This is a genomic window from Sphingobacterium haloxyli, from assembly GCF_002980525.1.
GTDB lineage: Bacteria > Bacteroidota > Bacteroidia > Sphingobacteriales > Sphingobacteriaceae > Sphingobacterium > Sphingobacterium haloxyli.
This window is the reverse complement of the sequence record NZ_PVBQ01000001.1, coordinates 204,985-226,753: the sequence shown is the minus strand read 5'-3', so window position 1 is coordinate 226,753 and position 21,769 is coordinate 204,985. Positions and strand designations below refer to the sequence as shown.

Genomic DNA, 21,769 nt, shown 5'->3' with positions numbered 1-21,769 from the left:
AGCGAATGAGAAGATATAAATCGTCTTTTGGCCCAACAACCAGGAAGAAACTAGTGGGAAACTTGTGTCTTGCCTTAATCTTAGTATGGTGTACAGGGTTAAATGGCCTAGCGCAGTCCAAACATTGGCAAAAAAATCCGCGTAGTCTGCATTATACCGAAGACCAGGGTGATTTTCTGCTTGTCAACGGGAAGTACCGTTTTAATCGCGCGTTATACGGAAATCATAAACCTTCGCGCGTAGAAGCTGGCGATTTACCCGAATTTGCGCTGTATATGCCAGGCATGGCGGGCAACCTGCAGTTTGTTTTGGAAAAAGGAGACATTTATAAAAAATTGATTGACGCTGAGCATATCGAAACCCGATATCGGCCGGGATCGATGGTCTATCGGGTAAAAGACCCATTGATCGGAAGCGGACATCTGGATATCGTGGTGTTGGCGCAAGCGGATGAAGAAGGACTTATCGTTAAGCTCGAAGCCCATGGTATACCGGATGAAGCAAAGTTACATGCTTTATACGGTGGGGCAAGCGGGCGTAAATTCAGTAGGGGGGGAGATATTGGTGCCGACCCTGAGTCAGGATTTTACCTATTGCCCGAATATGCGAAGGACAACCGTTATAGACTAAGGCAGAATAGTTTTGAACTGACTTATCTGGATGGAAAAAAGAACGAAGAATTTGTTTACGGTACTTTTTCAAATGCAGCTCAACTTCGGCTTTCCGATGCCACGGTATTGGATGATCTAGCACAGCTCGACCAAAAAGGAGCCTTGCAGAGTCCGATTGTGTTTACGACTTATACGTTACAAAAAACGCCAATATATATTCAGGTAGCGAAAGGGCCATTAGAAAAGGACGTGTATAGCGATAATGTTCTTCAGGAACGATATAACCGCGCGGAGCAAGCACGGTTGGAATTGGCAGAGCGTGTTAAGCTAAAGACGCCCGACCGCTTTATCAATACCTTTGGTGCCGCTTTGGCTGTAGCTGCGGACGGTGTGTGGGAAAGTCCGACCTTCCTGCACGGGGCTGTTGCTTGGCGTATGCGTCTGAATGCATGGAGAGGTGCTTATGCTGCTGATGCCTTGGGTTGGCACGACCGTGCGAAAGAACATTTTTCCAGCTATGCGAACTCGCAGGTATTGGAGCCGGAAAATGCAAAGGTGGTCATGGATACGGCTTTGCATCTGGCGCGCCACATCGAAGAAATGGGGACGGCCATGTTCTCAAGTGGTTATATTTCTCGTCACCCCAACAATAATACCGTCGCTCATCACTACGATATGAACTTGGTGTTCTTCGATCAGTTGTTTACCCATTTCGACTATACCGGCGACCTCACCTACTTGCGAAAGATGTGGCCGACGATCGAGCGCCACCTGGCTTGGGAAAGGAGAAATTTCAAAAGAGACGGCTTGTATGATGCTTATTGTGCGATATGGGCAAGCGACGGATTGCAATATACGGGCGGAGGAGTGGCACATACCACGGCCTATAATTACAGAGCAAACCGGGCTGCCGCAAAACTCGCAAAGCTCATCGGAGAAGATGCTTCCTTGTATGAAAAGGAGGCCGATTCCATAGAGGAAGCCATGAGACAACGCCTATGGCTTACAGATAAAGGGTATTTTGCGGAATACCAAGATGTCTTAGGAAACAAATTGGTTCACGACAAACCGGGTTTATGGACAATATATCATGTAGCGGACGCGTATATGCTTGACGATTTTGATAGTTATCAGAACTCCCGCTATATCGATCATCATTTGCCGCACATCCCTATCCAGGTTGATGGACAGGAACATGAAGGACTGTATACGCTTGCGACAACAACTTGGCAGCCCTATACTTGGTCCGTTAACAATGTTGCGCTAGCCGAAAACTTCCAGGGATCCCTAGCTTATTGGCAATCGGGACGCAGTGAAGCGGCTTTCCGACTGTGGAAAAGTAATGTTATCGAAAGCATGTACCATGGGATCAGCCCGGGTAATTTTCAGCAGTTGTCCCATTATGATGCCTTTAGAGGCGAACTCTATCGCGATTTTGCAGATCCAATAGGTGTTGCTTCCCGTACATTAACAGAAGGGCTTTTTGGATTTTATCCTCAGCTATTAGAGGGACAAATTTTCATAAAGCCGGGATTCCCCGAGAAATGGGATTTCGCGGAAATTGAATTGCCTCTATGGAGTTATCACTTTAAACGGGAAAGCGACCGAATGCATTTTACCATTCAGACGCAATACGAAGACCCAGTAAGATTAAAGATGGAGGTCCCCGTAACCTATCAGCGTATCAAATCGGTTATTGTGAATGGAAAATCGGTCGAATGGACCATCAAGTCGTCGTCTATCGACAAGCCATTTCTACTACTGGAAGCTCCGGCGGCGACACATTTTTCGATCGATATTGTGGGAGAAGAACAGTTAAGCTTGCCATCGCTCGCATCTACTGAACATGCCTATACGGCAGAACTCGTACTTCCACTTGCGGCGGATGTCCGCGTAATGGAGGTGTATGACCCACAGAACCTCCTCATCGGAGGAGAAAACGGGCGTTTTTCCTTTGTACAGAAACGACATAAAGGGACGTTCTTCGTGAAACTTCAACAGGAAGAAATGTCCTGGTGGCACCCGATAAATGTAGCGTTGATCGAACCCGTATCGCATCGTTTTATAGAACGGGATAAACGACATTATCTGACGCTGCAGAATCGTACTAACGAAAAGATCAAGACGCGCATACAGGGGGCAAATTTTAACCAAGAAATGGAACTTTCGCCCAATAAGAAACATGAGATAGAAATTCCATCAAACGCCTTAACGATGGGAACAAACCGCTTCTCTCTGCTCGTGGGAAAAACACGATGGGACGTGGATTACATCTCTTGGCATATCGATAACCAGGCAGGTTACCAAACGCAAGACCTGTCCTCTTATTACAACGCGCGGCTGAACGATATCTTCCAACAGCAATATTTGTCTCCTCGGCCAGCTGTGCCGACATTGCAATTGCCATGGCAAGGAATCGGGAATTGGTGCTATCCGTTAATAGCAGCGGATATCGACGATCGTGGCCTGATGGCTGCACGAAAAGATCAGGTCGTCACCTACCTGAACATTCCGTTCCGGATTCATGGAGAAGAAAAAAATGTGCTTTTCACGAGCCAGTGGGACAACTATCCGACAACCATGGATATACCCTTAGCAGGAAAAGCCGAAAAAGCGTATTTGTTAATGGCCGGGTCGACCAACCCGATGCAATCTCAAATGGTAAATGCCCGCGTCAAAGTGACCTATATGGATGGCGAAGAAGACGTGTTGGATCTAAAGAATCCAACTAACTGGTGGCCGATTGAGCAGGATTATCTCGATGATAACTATGCTTTCGAAATCCCTGATCAAGAGGTTCCATATCGCGTCCAGTTGAAGACAGGCGCACTGTACAAGGGAGGAGAACTGGATCGGTATACGGAAATTAAAGGGTTTACAAACAGAGCGGTAGATGGAGGTGCCGCCACACTTTTAGATGTGCCACTGGACGGGTCGAAAACGCTGAAATCACTAAAGCTCATCGTGGAAACCAACGATGTGGTGGTCGGTCTTATAGCAGCGACCTTGTTAACAAAATAAAATCACTCATGCGATAAAAAAATATGCTAATGAATAAAATATTTAAAACGATGGGCGCGGCATTTATGCTCCTCGCTTCTTGCCAATCACCCGAAAGTGGGAAAATTGATCGAAAGGCTGTTGTACAACGCCATAATATTGTTAACCATTCGGCCGATACGTTAGCTTCGTTGACAGTAGGAAATGGTGTATTTGCTTACACAGTCGATGTTACCGGAATGCAATCCTTCCCGGAATATTATAAAAAAGGCGTCTCGCTTGGGACACAGTCGGAGTGGGGATGGAATAGCTTTCCTAATGATGGAGATTATGCGTTTGAGGAAACGTTGAAGTCATATGACTTTAATAGCGAAGGACGAGATGCGAAATACAGTATCCAGCATAAAGAAGGCGGCCGGAACACCGAAGCCACGGAATATTACCGCGTAAATCCGCATCGTTTGCAATTGGGTAACGTCGGACTAGCGTTCACCTTGAAAAACGGTGAGCAAGCCACGGTGGACGACATTCATAATGCGGAACAGACGCTCGATCTATGGAGTGGGCTTATCCACAGTAAGTTTACGGTAGAAGATGCGCCAGTAGAAGTTTGGACCGCCTCGGCACAGTCGACCGATAGAATTGCAGTTAAGGTTTCTTCGCCACTGATTGCTGCCGAACGCCTCCAAATATTTATACGTTATCCATATCCTTCAGGACAATTCCTAGATGAAGCGGCTTATTACGGTGAAGAAGACAAGCACCAAAGCCGTATCGTTTCAGAAGGAGAGCATGCCGCCGTTTTAGAACATATACTTTCGGGAACAAATTATTTTACGGGGCTGAACTATTCCAATGGGACGATTTCGGAAGCAGGTAAACATTATTTCGTGTATCAACCGGCCGCGGATCTGGAAATACTGGAGTTCTCCTGTACTTTTGCAGAAGAAAACAGTTTTGAAGGTAGCGGGCCGGATTATGAAAAGATCGCAGACGAAAGCGAGGATAATTGGCGTGCCTTCTGGGAAAGTGGCGCCGCCGTGGACTTTGAAGGAAGTACGGATCCGAGGGCAAATGAGCTGGAGCGTCGTTTGGTGCTATCTCAATACTTAACGAAAGTGCAGTGCGGTGGTGATTACCCACCTCAAGAAACCGGTTTGACCTTTAATAGCTGGTACGGCAAACCGCATACCGAGATGCATTGGTGGCACGGTGTCCATTTCGCGCTCTGGGGACGTCCCGAAATTATGGAGAAAACACTGAATTATTACTTCCATACCTTTGAAAAAGCAAAGGCGCTGGCGGAACGTCAGGGATATAAAGGTGTGCGCTGGATCAAGATGTCAGACAACGATGGGAATGAGAGCCCTTCTTCGGTGGCAGCATTCCTCATTTGGCAGCAACCGCATATTATCTATATGACCGAACTGGCCTATCGCGATAAAGAAGACAAAAAGCTGTTGGAAAAATACAAGGATCTGGTGTTTGCGACAGCCGAATTTATGGTGGATTATGCGCATTACGACGAAGAGAAAGATCGTTATAACCTGGGTCTAGGTGTGATTCCGGCACAAGAAGTTTTTCCGGCCGCCAAAACGATTAACCCAACCTACGAAGTCGCCTATTGGGATTGGGCATTACGCATCGCGCAGGAATGGAAAGAACGGCTGGGTGAGCCGCGCGTCGAAGCATGGGATGAAGTAATCAATAAGTTAGCAGCATTGCCTGTTCAGGACGATGTTTATTTGGCCACCGAATCGGCCACCGACTCTTATACATTTCCTAAATGGATGACAGACCATCCGGCAGTACTCGGTGCGCTGGGCATGGTTCCTGAATCGCCGAAGTTGGATAAAACCATCATGAAAAACACGTTGGATACCGTATGGACCAAATGGTTCTGGGAGAAAACCTGGGGTTGGGATTTCCCTATGACGGCAATGAACGCAGCTAGGCTGAATTTGCCCGAAAAGGCATTGGATGCTTTGTTTATGGATATCCAGACCAATACTTACCTTAAGAATGGCCACAACTATCAAGATGGGCGCTTACGTATTTATCTTCCGGGCAACGGAGGGACGCTGACGGCCGTGGCGATGATGTTGGAAGGATGGGACGCTTCAGAGGGCGACTTCCCCGGTTTCCCAAAAGACGGATCATGGAAAATTAAAAAAGAAGGATTTAAAAAAATGCCCTAGCGATATGAAAAAATTGTTTTTATTTATTTTAATAGGCTGTGGAAGCATCGCTTCCGTGGCGCAAGACTTTACAACAAAGGAAAATGTCGTGAAGCAGTTACGCTTGGCGAACGATTATTTCATGGAAAAATGGCCTGATCCGGGAAAGACGATTATTACGAATAAGGAACGCCGCGGAAATATCTGGACACGAGGCGTTTATTATGAGGGATTAATGGCCTTCTATAAAATTGATCCCGACAAAAGATATTACGATTATGCGGTCGACTGGGCAGAGAAACATGACTGGAAACCCGTACGGGGCGAGGTGTATACACGTCACGCCGACAACCAGAACTGTGGTATGACGTATATTGATCTCTATCGTATTGATCCACAGCCAGTCCGGATCGAAGCAATCAAGAAGAATATCGATTCGGTGATTAATAGCGGTCGCTACAATGATTGGACCTGGATTGATGCTATACAGATGGCCATGCCGATTTTTGTGAAACTGGGCGTGACCCTTAACGACCCAAAATATTTCGACTATATGTACAAAATGTACCATCATACGAAATACGTAGAAGGAGGGAACGGATTGTACAATCCGGCAGATCAGCTGTGGTGGCGCGATAAAGATTTCGTTCCGCCGTACACGGAGCCAAATGGCGAAGATTGCTATTGGTCGCGTGGCAATGGCTGGGTATTAGCGGCATTGGCGCTGGTCTTGCAAGAATTGCCGAAGACTGATCCACACTATGCGGAATACGTAGATGATTTTAAGAAATTGGCCGAAGCATTGGTGCCAATACAGCGTGAAGACGGCTTTTGGAACGTCAGTTTGCACGATCCGAACCATTATGGGGGGAAGGAAACGACGGGCACAGCCATTTTTGTATACGGTATGGCTTGGGGCATGAATAATGGTATCCTGGACAAAGCAACATACCTACCAGTAGTAGAAAGAGGTTGGACAGCTATCTCTAAGGAATCCATCCAACCTAATGGCTTTTTAGGTTACGTACAGTCGACTGGCAAAGAGCCGAAAGATGGCCAGCCGGTAACGATCGACAAGATGCCGGATTTTGAAGATTATGGGCTGGGCTGCGTATTATTGGCCGGAGCCGAGGTCTATGAACTGGTGGATTAGGGAATGTTGGGGAAACCGGTGGCTTTTCCCCTTCATATTTTTTGTCTCAGTAACCAATTGTTCATCTGCACAATATTTAGTATATCCGGATTCTGTTCCGGTCCAAACTATTCGACTCCCCTTACCTTATCTGAAAAGTGGAACAGTACAGGACTACATCACAGACATTCAATATTTTTCTTTAGAAATTAAAGAAAAAGCCGATATTATAGATCGGGTTTCTGATATCGCTATCAATTCGGATAGAATTATTCTCCATTCTAATGTCTTTGCTAAAAATGCAGTGAATAGTTCTGTATTTATATACGATACACAGGGAAATTTAAAGCATCGGTTATCTACAAAGGACGATTTTCAGTCATCGTCGTTAAACGAAATCAAGCCCTGGCGACTAGGATTTCTTGCACGTAGCGTACATGATGCCATTGAGCTGGACACTTCAGGTCAGTGGAATAAAACTCCAAATCCCATAAACGATATGGGGGATTCTCTATGTATGGACAACTCGACCTGGTATTACCGGAGTTTTAGGGAAAGAGATTCTGGATTACCTAAAATCGGACTGTATCTGGATGCCATACCCCACATCCGATATAGCGCACAGACCAAACCCGCGTTAACAGGGGAGTTGAACACGCCCCTTTCTCCTTATTTTAAACAAGCAAATATTGCCTATTGCACATTCTCTTTTTCAACAGAAATCTTCGAATTGTCCGATAAAAACATAAGTCAGGTATATAAACTCATTTTGCCTTTAGACTATACGCCAGATACCGCACAATTTAGATCGGTAAAGGATGCAACAGAAAAAAGCATTCGATTCAAAATACCCAAATGCTGTTAACGGGTTTGACAACGTGATACGGTATAAAGACTACCTCTTACTCCAGCTAAAATACTTTAACGGTAATGCACAATGGATTGCGTTAAATGTTGAGACAAAGGATATAGTGGATATCGGCGGTCTTCTGCCTGACAGTTCGAGTGATTATATGCCTATTATGGGATGGCAACAATTTCTGAGGACTGATGGGGAATATTTGTATGCTATCTTATATCCTAACGAACTCGTTGATAGATGGGGTGGAAAAGAAAACAGACCTATTACAGCAAGAGCAAGGTTACTTTCAAAATCGAAAAACCCTATTTTGGCGAAGTTCAAGCTTAAATAACGTTGTATGTTTCGGTTAGGACTTCTTTATCTTCTTCTCCTGTTGTTATCGGCAAAGGGTTGGTCTCAGAATCAGCTCCAGGGTGTGATAAAGGATTCTGTGAACAACAAGTTTTTACATGCCACCACGATATCCGTCTATAAAAAAGATCATAAATTGGTGGAGAAAGTTACACTAAGCGATAAATATGGTGAGTTTACGATCCAAGATATACCTTATGGCGTACCATTGCGGATAGAATTCAGTCATTTGTTGTATCAGAAACTGGTTAAAGAAATACAGGTGAATAAAACGGAAAAGATCAATTTAGGGCAAATATATTTATGTGCACGTTCCAATTTGATTGATACGGTGGCGGTGTTTCCTCCCGTTAGGATGAACGGTGATACCATTGAGTTTTATGCAGATGCTTTTCAATTGGATACCAATGCGGTCATTGAAGATCTAATACATAAACTACCGGGTATGATGATATGGGGAGATGGCAAGATCACCTACGACGGTAGGGAGATACCTAGTGTGCTAGTCAATGGAAAGCCGTTTTTTGGAACGGACAAAGCTATAGCTTTGCAAAACATCGCCAAAGATGCAGTGGAGAAGCTCCAGATTTATGATACACGAGATGGGATAATACAACGGAAAAATGAAATGGATCCCAATTATGAAATGAATGTCGTATTAAAGGAAGGAAAGGAGAAAATGTATTTCGGTAACGTAACAGCAGGAGTGGGCAATGAACAGCGAAGAGATGGGTACTTCAATATCAATTATGCAGATAAAGCTAGACAGGGAACCATCGCCTTATCGACCAACAATACGAATAAACGGCTTAGCAGTATTGATCAATTATTGAAAAATACGACCTTTAAGGGTGTAGGCGTTCGAAATAATTTTTCACCCGATTTTTTAAACACCGGGATACAAACGCAGCAAGTAGGGGGCATTCGGTATCAGCATGATTTTTTAAGAACTGGGGATGTCAATAGGAACAATATTATATCGGTAAACGCACTTCTTAATCATCAACGAAATACCTTACGTTAAATATCGCAGACATAAAAAATGACGTACAACAAAGAGACGTAAACCTTCATTTTTCGGCAAATATTGGCAGAAGTGTAGACGCATCGGCAAATATGGACTATTCTCAGCCAAAGAATCTTCATTCTTTACTGGATAGGAGTGAATTCACCGTTCAAGGAATCGTTCATTTAGACAATGACAAGGGCTTTAAAAAGAACAGTAGTGATTTCGAGAATTATTTAAATAGCGCTCTTAACAAATCTACGACCCGTATGTATAACCACACGGAGTCTGCTAAGACAGTAAAAATCAATACATCCATCCGTAAAGATAATTTTACGCTCAATTATCTCATTGATCGGCAGGCCCAAAAAAGCAGTAATGATGTACGAGACCAGATCAATAATGATTTTGTCAACGTTTCCTCCCTCACACATGAGTCCAATTATCAATCGCTTAAGCAAGAATCTGTTGTTGGTTATTCTATAGCTTTGATCAAACAACAATTCATCGGCCGTTATCAAAAAAATCTTAACCTATCGCTAAAAACAGGCACACGTTGGTATAGTGAATACAACCGTTCTTCATTAGATTTTCGCAATATCAAACAGGATTTTTTTACGTTTTTGCCAGAAATTAGATTTGATCATAAGTATAATCGTAACGGATATCATACTCAAAATTCTTCACTATCTTATACGTATGATGAGATTTACCCCACAGTAGATCAGCTAAGACCTTTTTATGACGATATCAATCCGGCATATCGGTTTTTTGGTGGATCAGATTTGGAAAAATATGGCCGACATCGATTAAGCGTTCAACATAAATACAGCCAAAAAAAAAGACATGGTTTGACCGTGAATATAAGTGCAAACTATACATTAGATGACGCCAATTGGGCAGATAGTATCCGTTTTGAGCAAAACCAAGAACGTCGATATTTGATACAAAATAGTACTCACCTCTATTCATTTAGATTGAATACAAATGTGGAACAATCTTTTACACTCAAAGAGAAGCAAACCATAGGTGTATTATTCGACGGAAATGTGGTATGGAATGATGGAATACAATATCTGAACGATGTAATGCAAAGGGTCGCGATAAACGACCAACAATTTTCATTAAACCTGCATTACTCTTACGATAATAGATTGGTTATCGGGATGATCAACGATATGAGGCGCTTTAAAAGAAATGTGGCGCAGGAAACTAAAAACAGTTATCAATCTACTTTTATAAACTCGGGACTTAGTTTAAGTTTTGTAATCAACACGAAGATAATTTTTAATACTTCTACGACCAATCGATTTATAAAGTCAAGGTATGGAGACGATAATGTCCTTATCTGGAATGCCAATGTTGGTTATCGTCTTTCAAAGGGGAACAATTTTGAAATCAAATTCAGTGCATTCGACTTACTAAAGCAAAATAAAAGCTTTTATTTTGAAAATAGTCCCACTACTTTTAGGCAAGGTCTCCGTAATAACCTAACACAATACTTTATGGTTTCCTTGTCTTATTTTCCACGGAAGTTTGAATTCTAAAAATCCGATAATAAATATAGTACTGAAATATCATTCAAAACAAATCTATCACCAATGTCCTACATAAATATATAGAAGCAGGAGCCCTTTTTTCTCTAATTTCTCTTCTTGTTTCGATATCAAGTTAAAAACCTTTAGGGTTTCGTTGTGGGTACAACAGAAAAAATCCCTGATTTTGGGGATTCGAACAAACGCATGTTCTTGTTATTTTTGAACTATAAAGTTTAGTTGGCAAGATGACCGAAGTTGAATTAACAAAAGAAGAAAAGCGGATATTGCGAAAAGCGTTAATCAGCAGGGTCGCCCTTTTGTTTGGGGCTCTTTTGCCTGTTTTCATCTTTTCATGTTATATGCTTTATCTTGCTGTGATGAGCTTCGTGGAAGACAATTCGGATATGTTCAGTTATATTGTTCCGATATTATTTGTATTGTGGTGTCTTGGTGCCCGCAAATATATTCTTCCGCAATATAGGAATCTGTTTAAATATGGCAAAGCTTACAAACAGATTATAGAAACAACCGTCTTGGATGTCCGTCGTTCTCAAACACGGGGAATACCTTTCTTTTATATTACGACGGATAGCGGTGTTGTTATCAATACGAAGAGTAATGTCATCTTTTATATGGATGTGCCTGCTCTTGAAATAGAAGAAGGAATGAAGTTATGTCTCCATATGATTCCGGGTACGAGAAATGAAATTTTACGGGTCGCTGCGCGGGAACCCGTAAAATAAAACCAAATGAAAACAAGACCGCCGGACTTTGAAGATTGCGGTTTAGGTTGTATATTGTCGGTAGGAACAGATTTTATAAAACGACGAAGCAAAGATACAATGAAGATTTTCAAAATGATGTCTAAAAGGCATTTCCTGAGCGTTGCATTTTATTTGATGTTAATACCCTTTCTATTTGCACAAACCCCCAGTAAACTATATGTCAAGGAAATTCATCAAGGACCTGTTGTCGATCATCTTCATCGTGACGTAACAGAGAGTAAGAACCGATCTGGATTTGAAACCGGTCAGATGATTAAGATGGATGGAGTGTATCACATGTTCATTAACGAGATGTTTGACCGCCCCCATAGAGATATGCGAATTGCCCACTGGACCAGTTCGGATGCAGTGAACTGGAAACGCAGATCAACTATAGTGGAGAGTATTCCTGGACGGTCGCCCTTTAACCCGAAATCAGAGGTCTGGGTGACCGGTGTTGAATTTAATGAGGAGGAAAACGCTTGGAATATTTTCTATGTTGCGTATCGTGCTGGAGATAAAGAAAAAGGAGAAATTGAAGCAAATGATTACGCAGGTCGGATCTGGCGTGCAAAATCTGTGGTGCCGGGCAAGGACGGCATTGCCGGTCCGTATGCAGAAATGGGAATCATCATGCAACCGGATGAAAATTCACAGGCGTGGGAAGGCGAACAGGCTATCGCAGCGTTCAATCCATATAAAGTAGGAGATTTATGGTATGCTTTTTATGACGGCCACACGCACACCCCCCTTGGCGATTGGCCGGTGGGAATGGCAACAGCTAAAAAATTGAGCGGTCCGTGGGAAAGAATGCCGGAGGGGCATAATCCGGTTCCGATTTCGCCGGAGTTTAACGAAAACCTACAAGTAACGGAACTGAAAAATGGAGGCTATTTAGCAATTTTTGATGCTATGGGTGACCATGAAATTGCGTATAGCCTTTCCGAGGATGGAATCCATTGGGAACCTGAGATACGGTTGAAGATCCAGTCCGATAATAATCTGTGGGCAGAGCCCGGCGATCATGCTACACGTACGCCACTCGGCGCGGTAGAAGAAGAGGATGGTACTTTTACCGTGGTTTATACGGCAATGTATAAAGAAAACGGAAAAGCTTTTTATGGAATTGGCAAATGTACGTTAGCTTGGGTGAAATAGTAAGTTCAGTTGCGAAAGACCCTCCGGCTTGCCCCATTTCAGAATAAGTCGTCGCAAGTCCGCATTGGTGACCGAAACAACGGAACCATGACGCGGTTTGAAGTTCATCGATATTTCGTGGTCGATCGGCGTAAAGTTTTCTAGGTCTTCGCTTTTTGTGAAATGAAATTCTTTTCTACGATAAACGTCGTACATTAGAATATAGGTGTCCGAATTATTCAGCTTAAAGATGCTTGAGCCTTCTACTGACTCCCGTGTCTGTTGTTTATACCCTTCTTTTTCTTCCCATTTACCGGACGTAAGGGACGGACTGACCGCCAGCTTGACGCCGTCACCATGACCTTCCGTCTTGTAAAACATATAGTAGAGACTATCCTGATAATGAATAATATCGCCATCGATACACGGCTTTCCGTCTTTCGGGAAAAACAATTGCTTGGGTTCTGTCTCCAGGTCTGTAAAATCACTGTTTGCGTAGGCGTAATAAATGATGTCGGGACCATCTCCATGTTTCATCGACCAATAAACGATGTATTTACCTGTTTCTTTCTCGTATATCGTTTGGGGTGCCCATACCCGTTTGAGTTCTTCCTGCCCGGCATATTTTTGCTGGATATTGATAACGTGTGAACTCCAGTTGACCAGGTCGGTCGATTTCATCAGTACCATGGCGCGATTGGAATCCCAGCCTTTTGAAGCCATCATGTCTGTGGCAACCATATAGAACGTTTTTCCATCCTCAGCGCGGAGAATATGTGGATCACGTAGTCCTCCGGCAGAGCTGATCTGCTTACTGTCCAAAACGGGTTTGTTGTCGTTGAGGGCATAGTAATTGTACCCATCAAGGCTGATGGCAAACCGGATGGCTTCACCGTTTTGCCCACTGCCGAAATAGGCAAAGAGGTATCCGGTGAGGTCTTTTTCGAGCACCTCGCTGTTCTGTGCGGATAGCTGCGCACTCGATAGCAGCAGGACGAATAGAATGAACGTCATTTTGATTTGTTTCATATCGTAGGGTTATAAGCTATATTAGTTACAATACTATGCTTTTTTGGTGTTGCGGGCAACCTGCGCTGTCCTTGCCTCTATCACACTGTTCTGTCCTCTCAAAACAGGACAGTACAGGTTGCTACAACTGGATGAAAATATTATCTTAGGAGATATCAGATGTAAATAGACCTTTTCTTATGCGTTATACCAAGATCTTCTGCAGTGCCGTACTGTTCTTCGCTATGAGTACATTGACTTTTTCACAAGACACAAGAGAGCGTAACTATATGTACGAGATTTTAAAACCTAATCATGCTCAAAAGCCGGAAGTAAAGGGCTTTGCCCAAACGAGAGTTGAAGAAAGCTTGAACCGTGGATTGACATTAGCGCGTATCCAGGAAGGCGGTGCGATCCATATCAGCTGGAGGTTGTTAAAAACAGATGAAGAAGACGTTGCGTTTAATGTATATCGTTCTGTAAACGGCAAAGAAACGAAGCTGAATAAGAAACCTATAACAGAGACAACGGATTTTGCGGATACGCAAATCAAAGCTGAAAATGCGCTGTATTGGGTGGAGGCCATTCAGGGGAAAGGACGCACTTTGAGCGAAAAAAAGTCTCTTCCAAGAAATATAGGCGGAGAAGCCAATTATCATAGCATCAAGCTGAAAGATCCAAGTGTGACCGCCGGTCGGGTAGCTGTCGCGGATCTAAACGGCGACGGTCAATACGATTACATCATTCGTCACCCGAATAGTAACGTAGATCCGGGGGTACCTACGCCCGATGACGGCACCACGTATAAAATTGAAGCCTATCTGCACGACGGCACCTATTTATGGACCAAGGATTTGGGATTGGGAATTGAGCCGGGTGTATGGTACTCCCCGTTTATCGTTTACGATTTTAACGGAGACGGAAAGGCGGAGGTAGCATTGAAAACAGCTGCTGATGATTATCAAAAAAATGAAACCGGACGGATATACGAAGGCAGCGAATACCTATCGGTGCTGGACGGCATGACAGGCGAAGAGATTGCTCGCGTAGCTTGGCCAGAACGGAATAATCGGTACGGTGACGTAAACCGCCAGAATAGAAATCAAATTGGTATGGCTTATTTAGATGGAAAGACGCCTTGTATTCTTGCTGCGCGCGGAACCTATAGATTGATGGTGGTTGACGCATGGCAGTTGAATAATGGTAAACTAGAAAAGCTATGGAGATGGGATGGTGACGAAGAGAATCCCGTTGTTAGAAGCCAGGGCGCACATAACATGGTCGCTGGCGATGTTGATGGAGACGGAAAGGATGAAATCTTATTAGGGTCCTGTATGCTAAACAGCAATGGTACTTTACGCTGGTCGACCGGTTTGGGGCATTCGGATAAGGCTTACTTGACCGATATCGATCCACAAAGAGAAGGAATGGAAGTCTTTTTAGCTATTGAACCGTGGGTCGATAACGGCTACGGTGTTTCTACGGTGGATGCTAACACCGGAGAACGAATTTGGGGAGTAGGCCATAAAACCTTTCACGTCGGTGATGGCATGGTCGCGGATATTGACCCGAACAGTCCGGGATTAGAATGTTTTGCCTCAGAAGATAAAAAGGGCGGATCAACCGATAAATACCTGTTGAGTGCACAGGGAAAAAAATTAGGCGCTAACGAGGACGTCCCGCCTTGTCGAAACTGGATATGGTGGGGTGCAGGTAATATACGTCAGTTATTTTTCGGTGATGATAATCGCTGGGGTGCCGAATCAACATCAGGTGGAAGAAATCAATCCATCGGTTATTGGCAAGGTGATAAAATAGCCAGCGGCATTTATGGTGATATCATCATGATTGCGGATTTATTTGGTGATTGGCGTGAAGAAGTGGTTACAGCGCTACCGGGTGAACTTCGGATATACCATACTGATATCCCCGCGAAGGACCGTAAAGTAACCTTAATGCAGGATCCTATTTATAGGAGTTATGTACTTCAGCGCTCGCAAGGTTATCCGCAAGCACCCGTTCCATCTTATTATTTGGGAGAATAAATAAATTGATCATGTTGAGTTACGAAAAAATATTTTCTTTGTTATTAGCAGTTTTGCTATCATCTCCCATATTACAGGCGCAAGTAAGAAGTGCCGTATCTTTAGAAAAAGGATGGAAATTCCATAAAGGCGAAATACCAGGAGCTGAAAGTAATTCAATAGATGATGCGAATTGGGAACAAGTGGTCGTGCCTCACGATTGGGCCATTAAAGGGCCATTTGATAAGGAAATCGATAAGCAAGTCACTGCAATAGAACAAAACGGAGAAAAAATTCCGACAGAAAAAACGGGTAGAACCGGATCGCTACCTTATATCGGCGTCGGATGGTATCGATTGGTTTTACCTGAAGTAGATGTCAATAATAAAAAAGCAACGCTTGTTTTTGACGGTGCAATGTCTGATGCACAAGTCTACATAAATGGGCAAAAGGTCGGTTCCTGGGCATACGGATATAATAGTTTTCATTTTGATATCACGCCTTACCTGCACGATCACGGACAGAATTTGCTAGCTGTTCGGTTGGAAAATAAAGGATTGTCTTCTCGATGGTATCCTGGAGCAGGCATTTACCGACCGGTTAACTTAGTTCTTTCTAACCCGTCGGGCGTAAAGACGTGGGGAATGTTTGTAAAGACACCGATTGCTAATGCGGATTACGCACGTATCAATATCCGTACAGAATTGGAAGGCGTACGGAATAAGAATCTAAAGATCATTACAACAATAACAGATCAATCTGGTAGAATAGTCGCACAACGCAAGGGGGATTTTGATCATGTCCAAGAGATCGTGGAAGACAATATAGACATCACTAAACCTAAACGCTGGTCTCCTGAAGATCCGTTCCTATATAGTGCTAAGATCGAGATTTATGAGAATGATCGTTTGCTAGATATGGACTCTACCCGGTTTGGTATACGAGACGTACAGATTAATGCGAAGGGTGGCTTTATGTTGAATGGCAAATCACGCAAACTAAAAGGCGTTTGTCTTCACCACGATTTAGGCCCGTTGGGCGCAGCGTTGAACAAAGCAGCGCTACGTCGCCAGCTGCAAATTATGAAAGATATGGGAGCAGATGCGATAAGGACGGCGCACAACATGCCCTCTCCTTGGCAGATGGATTTATGTGACGAGCTCGGATTGATGGTTATCGCTGAAAGTTTTGACGAATGGAAATATGCAAAAGTTAAAAACGGTTATAATCGTCTATATGATGAATGGGTCGAGAAAGATCTCGTTAATCTGATTCGTCGCCATCGGAATCATCCGTCAATTGTCATGTGGAGTATTGGAAATGAGGTGCCGGAACAAAGAAGCGCTGACGGCGGTCGGATGGTTAAGTTGCTCCAGGACATATGTCATCGAGAAGATCCCACCCGTCTGGTTACGGTGGGTATGGACCGAGTGGACAATGCTATAGCCAATGGTTTTGCGGCAGTGTTGGATGTCCCTGGCCTGAACTATCGAACGCATCTTTATGAGACGGCCTACGGAAAGTTGCCGCAGGGATTTATCCTCGGCTCAGAGACCGCTTCGACGGTCAGTTCTAGAGGCGTCTATAAATTTCCAGCTATAGAAGGGAAAGAAGTAAAGTATGATGATGGTCAAAGCTCGTCTTACGACTTGGAGTCTTGCAGCTGGTCTAATCTGCCCGAAGACGACTGGATACTACAAGATGATAAATCGTGGGTCATTGGAGAATTTGTGTGGACAGGTTTTGATTATTTAGGAGAACCTACACCATATGATGGATACTGGCCCTCTCGCAGCTCCTATTTTGGCATTTGTGATTTGGCTGGTCTGCCCAAAGACCGCTATTACCTGTACAAAAGCCGTTGGGACACGGTAGAATCAACACTACATATACTGCCCCACTGGACTTGGGACGGAAAAGATGGGGATACTATTCCCGTCTACTGCTACAGCAGCTATCCCGAAGCTGAACTTTTTGTAAACGGGGTTAGTCAAGGCAAGAGAAGAAAAGACCCTTTGTCTAGACTAGATCGTTACCGTCTTCGATGGAATGACGTGGTATATCAGCCGGGAACGATCAAGGTCGTTGCATATGACGCACAGGGTGAAGTTGCCGAAAGTAAGACAGTGCACACGGCGTCGAAACCCACTACAATCTACCTTAAAGCCGATAAAACAGAACTGGACGCCGATGGAAATGATCTCGCTTTTGTTACCGTTGAGATCCGGGATGAAGAAGGTAATCTTTGCCCTCATGCTGACCTACCATTGCGTTTTGAAGTGGAGGGTGCAGGTATATTTAAAGCAGTGTGTAATGGAGATGCCACGTCCTTAGAAATGTTTCATGAGCCCAAAATGAATGCCTTCAATGGTAAGCTCGTTGTCTTGGTGCAATCTGTCGAGACATCGGGAACTATAAACTTAAAAGTAAAAGGACCGAATCTAAACACGGCATCTATACGTATGACGGCACGATAACCACATTTCTATAAACGTTCCTGCCCTCCCGTGCGAGTGTTACAGTGATCTTCCGTGGTTTTGACAGCACGGTGATGTATGATTTTATGGATAGAAGTTGTAAAAGTTGTTCATTAGCTGTAATTTAAACAATTAAATACACGGTACTATAAATCTACATATGAAAAGAAAAGAGTTTATTAAAAGCACCGCTATGTTGGCTGCCGCCGGCATGTTTTCGACAGCAAATGCCTTTTCTGCTCCCCGAGAAACCCTTAAAGTAGGGCTGATTGGTGTAAAGGGCATGGGCTGGGCAAATCTACAGGCGTTGCTCAAGCAACCCAATGTGCAATGTACCGCGCTATGCGATGTAGACGAAGGCGTTTTAGATCAGCGTATAGCCGAGCTTAAGAAAACGAATATCGAAGTCAAACGCTTCATTGATTATAAAGAGCTGTTAGCAGGGGATTTGGTGGACACCGTCATCATCGGTACGCCAGATCACTGGCATTGCCTGCAAATGGTGGATGCTGTAAAGGCGGGAAAACATGTATATGTCGAGAAACCGATAGGTAACTCCATCGGTGAATGTCAAATTATGGTCGCAGCCGCTTTAAAATATAATAGCATTGTGCAGGTGGGACAGTGGCAACGGAGTCAACAGCACTTTAAAGACGCGATTGATTTTGTGCATTCGGGTAAACTCGGAAAAATTAGATTAGTTAAAGCATGGGCCTATCAAGGATGGATGAAAAGTATAGTCGTAAAGCCTGATGCGCCGATACCGCCAGGTGTCCACTACGATCGATGGTTGGGTCCTGCGCAGAAAAGACCGTTCAACCCTAATCGTTTCCATTTTGAATTTCGCTGGTTTTGGGACTATGCCGGCGGGCTTATGACCGACTGGGGTGTGCACATGTTGGATTATGCGTTACTGGGTATGAATGTGTCGGATCCGCAATCGGTGATGGCTGCAGGGGGTAAATTAGCGTATCCCGACGACGCAGCGGAAACACCAGATACCTTAACGACCGTGTTTGAATTTGATGATTTTAATATACAATGGGAACATGCAATAGGGATAGATATGGGACCTTTCGGTCGTGACCATGGGGTTGCTTTTATAGGCAACAACGGAACACTGATACTGAATCGAAAAGGCTGGGAGGTTATTCCGGAAAGTGGTCGGATGGAAGCGATTTCATTGCAGAAAAGTCAAGACAATGGCTTGGACGAGCATATGGCGAATTTTGTGCAGGCGATACAGCGTAAAGATGCGACGGTACTGCACGCCCCTATCGAAGCCGGAGCACATATTGCTATCTTTTCGCAGATGGGAAATATTGCCTACCGAACCGGTAAAAAGCTGTATTGGAATAAAGAAAATAAACAATTTACAGATGAAGAGGCCAATCGTTATCTGATAGCGGGGTACCATAATGGTTATAAATTGCCGCAAGTGTAAAAAGGAAGCAACTCTAAAAACCACATCAATATGTCTCGATTAGTAACACTATACTCTCTTCAATGGGGAGATTTATCATTAGAGGATGTATGTGCCAAAGCAAAAGAATTTGGCTACGAAGGTCTGGAATTGGGCTTACCCGATCATCTGGATGTACGACAAACAGACCCCGAATATTATAAGGGCATCAAAAATCTGTTGGGAAAGTACGAATTACAACTACGCACGATTTCTTCGCATTTGATCGGACAAGCAGTGTGCGATCGGATTGATGAAAGGCATAAAAGCATTTTACCGCCTTATATATGGGGTGATGGCGAACCCGAAGGTGTTCGTCAACGTGCTGCGGACGAATTGATCTTAACCGCAAAAGCCGCTAAATCTTTAGGCGTAAATACGGTCGTGGGATTTACAGGGAGCCCCATATGGCACTTGCTATATTCGTTTCCACCTGTTCCCGAATCCATGATTGAAGATGGCTACAAAGCCTTTGCTCACCGTTTTATCCCCATTCTCGATGAATTCGAAAAGTTGGGTGTCCGTTTTGCGCTGGAGGTACACCCCACCGAGATTGCATTCGACACATTTTCGGCACGCAGAGCACTAGAAGCCGTTGGGAATCATCCTGCTTTTGGATTTAATTACGATCCCAGCCATTTGGGCTATCAGGGGGTAGACTATGTAGACTTTATTTACCAATTTCCCGATCGTATTTTTCACGTCCACATGAAAGATGTTTATTGGAGCGATACGCCCAAACAAGTTGGTGTATTTGGTGGCCATGTGCCTTTTGGTGATACGCGGCGCTATTGGAATTTCAGAAGCGTAGGGCGTGGCAAAATCAATTTTGAGGATATCATTCGAGCGCTCAACACCATCGGCTATCAAGGGCCCCTTTCAATAGAATGGGAAGATAGTGCGATGGATCGCGATCATGGCGCGCGCGAGTCCTGTGAATTTACCAAACGTATCGATTTTCAAATGTCAAAACATGCATTTGACGCCTTTTTTGCAAAAGAGTAATATGAACATGCTATGGATATGAAAAGCAGAAAACTAAAAATGGGTATGGTCGGAGGGGGCATTACTGGTTTTATTGGAGCCATTCATCTGCGAGCAGCCTTAATGGAAAATAGAATAGAATTGGTGTGCGGTTGTTTCAGCTCCAATCCGGAAGTCTCTCGGGAGTCGGGAAGAGCTTACTGCCTTCCCGAAGAACGTATATACAGTACGTATCAAGAGATGTTTGAAAAAGAGGCGTTGTTGCCCCACGAAGAACGGATGGACTTCGCCGTTATCGTTACCCCCAATAAACATCATTTCGAACCAGCTATGATGGCGTTGGAGAGAGGTATCCATGTGGTATTGGACAAGCCGATGACATTTTCTTTAGAGGAAGCTAAGGCACTTCAGCAGAAAGTCGAAGAAACAGGACTGGTGCTAGCGTTGACACACGTTTATGCCGGATATCCGGCTGTGAAAGAGATGAAAGCAAGAATCGCAGCGGGTGAATTGGGTAACTTACGCCGTATTTATGTAGAGTATCCTCAAGGTTGGCTGGCAGAACGAATTGAAATCAAAAGTGGGAACAACGCCGGTTGGCGTACCGACCCGAATCTGTCGGGGAAGGCCGGCTGTATGGGCGATATCGGCACACATGCTTGGCATCTATGTGAATATGTGTCCGGATTGAAGGTTGAAGAAATGTGTGCGGAACTGAATACGTTCGTTCCCGGGCGGCCGATAGATGATGACGGTACGGCGATGATGAGAATGGAGCATGGAGTGAAAGCGCTATTGGCGGCAAGTCAGGTCGCAATTGGTAATGCAAACAACATCAATATTCGTGTCTATGGAGAGAAGGGAGGTTTGAAATGGATTCAGGAAGATCCCAATAAACTTTTCCTCCATACACCCCATAACCCCGAGCAGGTTATTTATGTAGGCGGAGACTATCCTTATTTAAGCCAACGTGCCCAATGGAATATACGAACACCGGGAGGACACCCCGAAGGCTTTATCGAGGCTTTCGCTAACATCTACCGTAATTTTGCCCTGACGGTTGCTGCGCAGAAGGCAGAAGAACAGCCCACACCCGAAATGTTGGATTTCCCCAATGTATATGACGGCGTGCGGGGCATGCAGTTTATTGAGACGATTGTGAAAGCTGGATGGAATGATGAAGCCAAGTGGGTCAAATGGGTGGAGTAAAAGGGTAGAGGCAGGTTGCCACGGGTT

At 44.2% G+C, this 21,769-nt stretch carries 15 protein-coding genes; 14 read left to right on the top strand and 1 reads right to left on the bottom strand.

Annotated features, from left to right (window positions below; translation table 11 throughout):
- Nucleotides 1-5 precede the first annotated feature (5 nt).
- The 9 genes from C5745_RS00855 to C5745_RS00815 all read left to right on the top strand — a co-directional run bounded on the left by C5745_RS00855 (nucleotide 6) and on the right by C5745_RS00815 (nucleotide 12,599).
- Nucleotides 6-3,632, top strand: coding sequence for a DUF4450 domain-containing protein (locus C5745_RS00855; protein ID WP_105715264.1), 3,627 nt, complete (start codon nucleotides 6-8; stop codon nucleotides 3,630-3,632).
- Nucleotides 3,633-3,661: 29 nt separating this feature from the next.
- Nucleotides 3,662-5,809 carry a hypothetical protein gene (locus C5745_RS00850; protein ID WP_243403201.1) on the top strand — a complete coding sequence of 716 codons (2,148 nt, stop codon included), beginning with the start codon at nucleotides 3,662-3,664 and terminating at the stop codon, nucleotides 5,807-5,809.
- A 4-nt stretch (nucleotides 5,810-5,813) separates the two neighbouring features.
- A complete protein-coding gene (locus C5745_RS00845) occupies nucleotides 5,814-6,941 on the top strand; it encodes a glycoside hydrolase family 88/105 protein (RefSeq protein ID WP_105715057.1) in 1,128 nt (375 codons plus the stop codon).
- Nucleotides 6,925-7,785, top strand: coding sequence for a hypothetical protein (locus C5745_RS00840; protein WP_105715056.1), 861 nt, complete (start codon nucleotides 6,925-6,927; stop codon nucleotides 7,783-7,785). Before C5745_RS00845 ends, C5745_RS00840 begins: the two co-directional genes overlap by 17 nt.
- A complete protein-coding gene (locus C5745_RS00835; protein ID WP_105715055.1) occupies nucleotides 7,739-8,113 on the top strand; it encodes a hypothetical protein in 375 nt (124 codons plus the stop codon). Before C5745_RS00840 ends, C5745_RS00835 begins: the two co-directional genes overlap by 47 nt.
- 6 nt (nucleotides 8,114-8,119) lie before the next feature.
- Complete coding sequence (locus tag C5745_RS00830) at nucleotides 8,120-9,157, top strand: hypothetical protein (protein WP_105715054.1); 1,038 nt, start codon at nucleotides 8,120-8,122, stop codon at nucleotides 9,155-9,157.
- Nucleotides 9,158-9,249: 92 nt separating this feature from the next.
- Nucleotides 9,250-10,686 (top strand): hypothetical protein, encoded by a 1,437-nt coding sequence (locus C5745_RS00825; protein ID WP_105715053.1) that lies wholly within the window; start codon nucleotides 9,250-9,252, stop codon nucleotides 10,684-10,686.
- A 236-nt stretch (nucleotides 10,687-10,922) separates the two neighbouring features.
- Nucleotides 10,923-11,420 carry a hypothetical protein gene (locus C5745_RS00820; RefSeq protein WP_105715052.1) on the top strand — a complete coding sequence of 166 codons (498 nt, stop codon included), beginning with the start codon at nucleotides 10,923-10,925 and terminating at the stop codon, nucleotides 11,418-11,420.
- A 6-nt stretch (nucleotides 11,421-11,426) separates the two neighbouring features.
- On the top strand, nucleotides 11,427-12,599 hold the full coding sequence (locus C5745_RS00815; RefSeq protein ID WP_207795672.1) for a glycoside hydrolase family protein: 1,173 nt from the start codon (nucleotides 11,427-11,429) through the stop codon (nucleotides 12,597-12,599).
- Here the strand turns inward: C5745_RS00815 and C5745_RS00810 are convergent.
- Entirely contained in the window at nucleotides 12,582-13,607 is a 1,026-nt protein-coding gene (locus C5745_RS00810) for a glycoside hydrolase family 43 protein (protein ID WP_105715051.1), read from the bottom strand. The two genes, C5745_RS00815 and C5745_RS00810, sit on opposite strands and share 18 nt — an antisense overlap.
- A 179-nt stretch (nucleotides 13,608-13,786) precedes the next feature.
- Here C5745_RS00810 and C5745_RS00805 point away from each other — a divergent pair, with 179 nt between their 5' ends.
- From C5745_RS00805 to C5745_RS00785, 5 genes are all read left to right on the top strand, one after another.
- The gene (locus C5745_RS00805) at nucleotides 13,787-15,631 is read left to right on the top strand and encodes a rhamnogalacturonan lyase family protein (RefSeq protein ID WP_105715050.1); all 1,845 of its coding nucleotides are present in this window, start codon (nucleotides 13,787-13,789) and stop codon (nucleotides 15,629-15,631) included.
- A gap of 11 nt (nucleotides 15,632-15,642) precedes the next feature.
- On the top strand, nucleotides 15,643-18,087 hold the full coding sequence (locus C5745_RS00800; protein WP_105715049.1) for a glycoside hydrolase family 2 TIM barrel-domain containing protein: 2,445 nt from the start codon (nucleotides 15,643-15,645) through the stop codon (nucleotides 18,085-18,087).
- A gap of 160 nt (nucleotides 18,088-18,247) precedes the next feature.
- Nucleotides 18,248-19,531 (top strand): Gfo/Idh/MocA family protein, encoded by a 1,284-nt coding sequence (locus C5745_RS00795; RefSeq protein WP_105715048.1) that lies wholly within the window; start codon nucleotides 18,248-18,250, stop codon nucleotides 19,529-19,531.
- Between the two features lie 30 nt (nucleotides 19,532-19,561).
- Nucleotides 19,562-20,554 carry a sugar phosphate isomerase/epimerase family protein gene (locus tag C5745_RS00790; protein ID WP_105715047.1) on the top strand — a complete coding sequence of 331 codons (993 nt, stop codon included), beginning with the start codon at nucleotides 19,562-19,564 and terminating at the stop codon, nucleotides 20,552-20,554.
- Between the two features lie 18 nt (nucleotides 20,555-20,572).
- Complete coding sequence (locus tag C5745_RS00785; RefSeq protein WP_105715262.1) at nucleotides 20,573-21,742, top strand: Gfo/Idh/MocA family protein; 1,170 nt, start codon at nucleotides 20,573-20,575, stop codon at nucleotides 21,740-21,742.
- The last annotated feature ends 27 nt before the right edge of the window (nucleotides 21,743-21,769 follow it).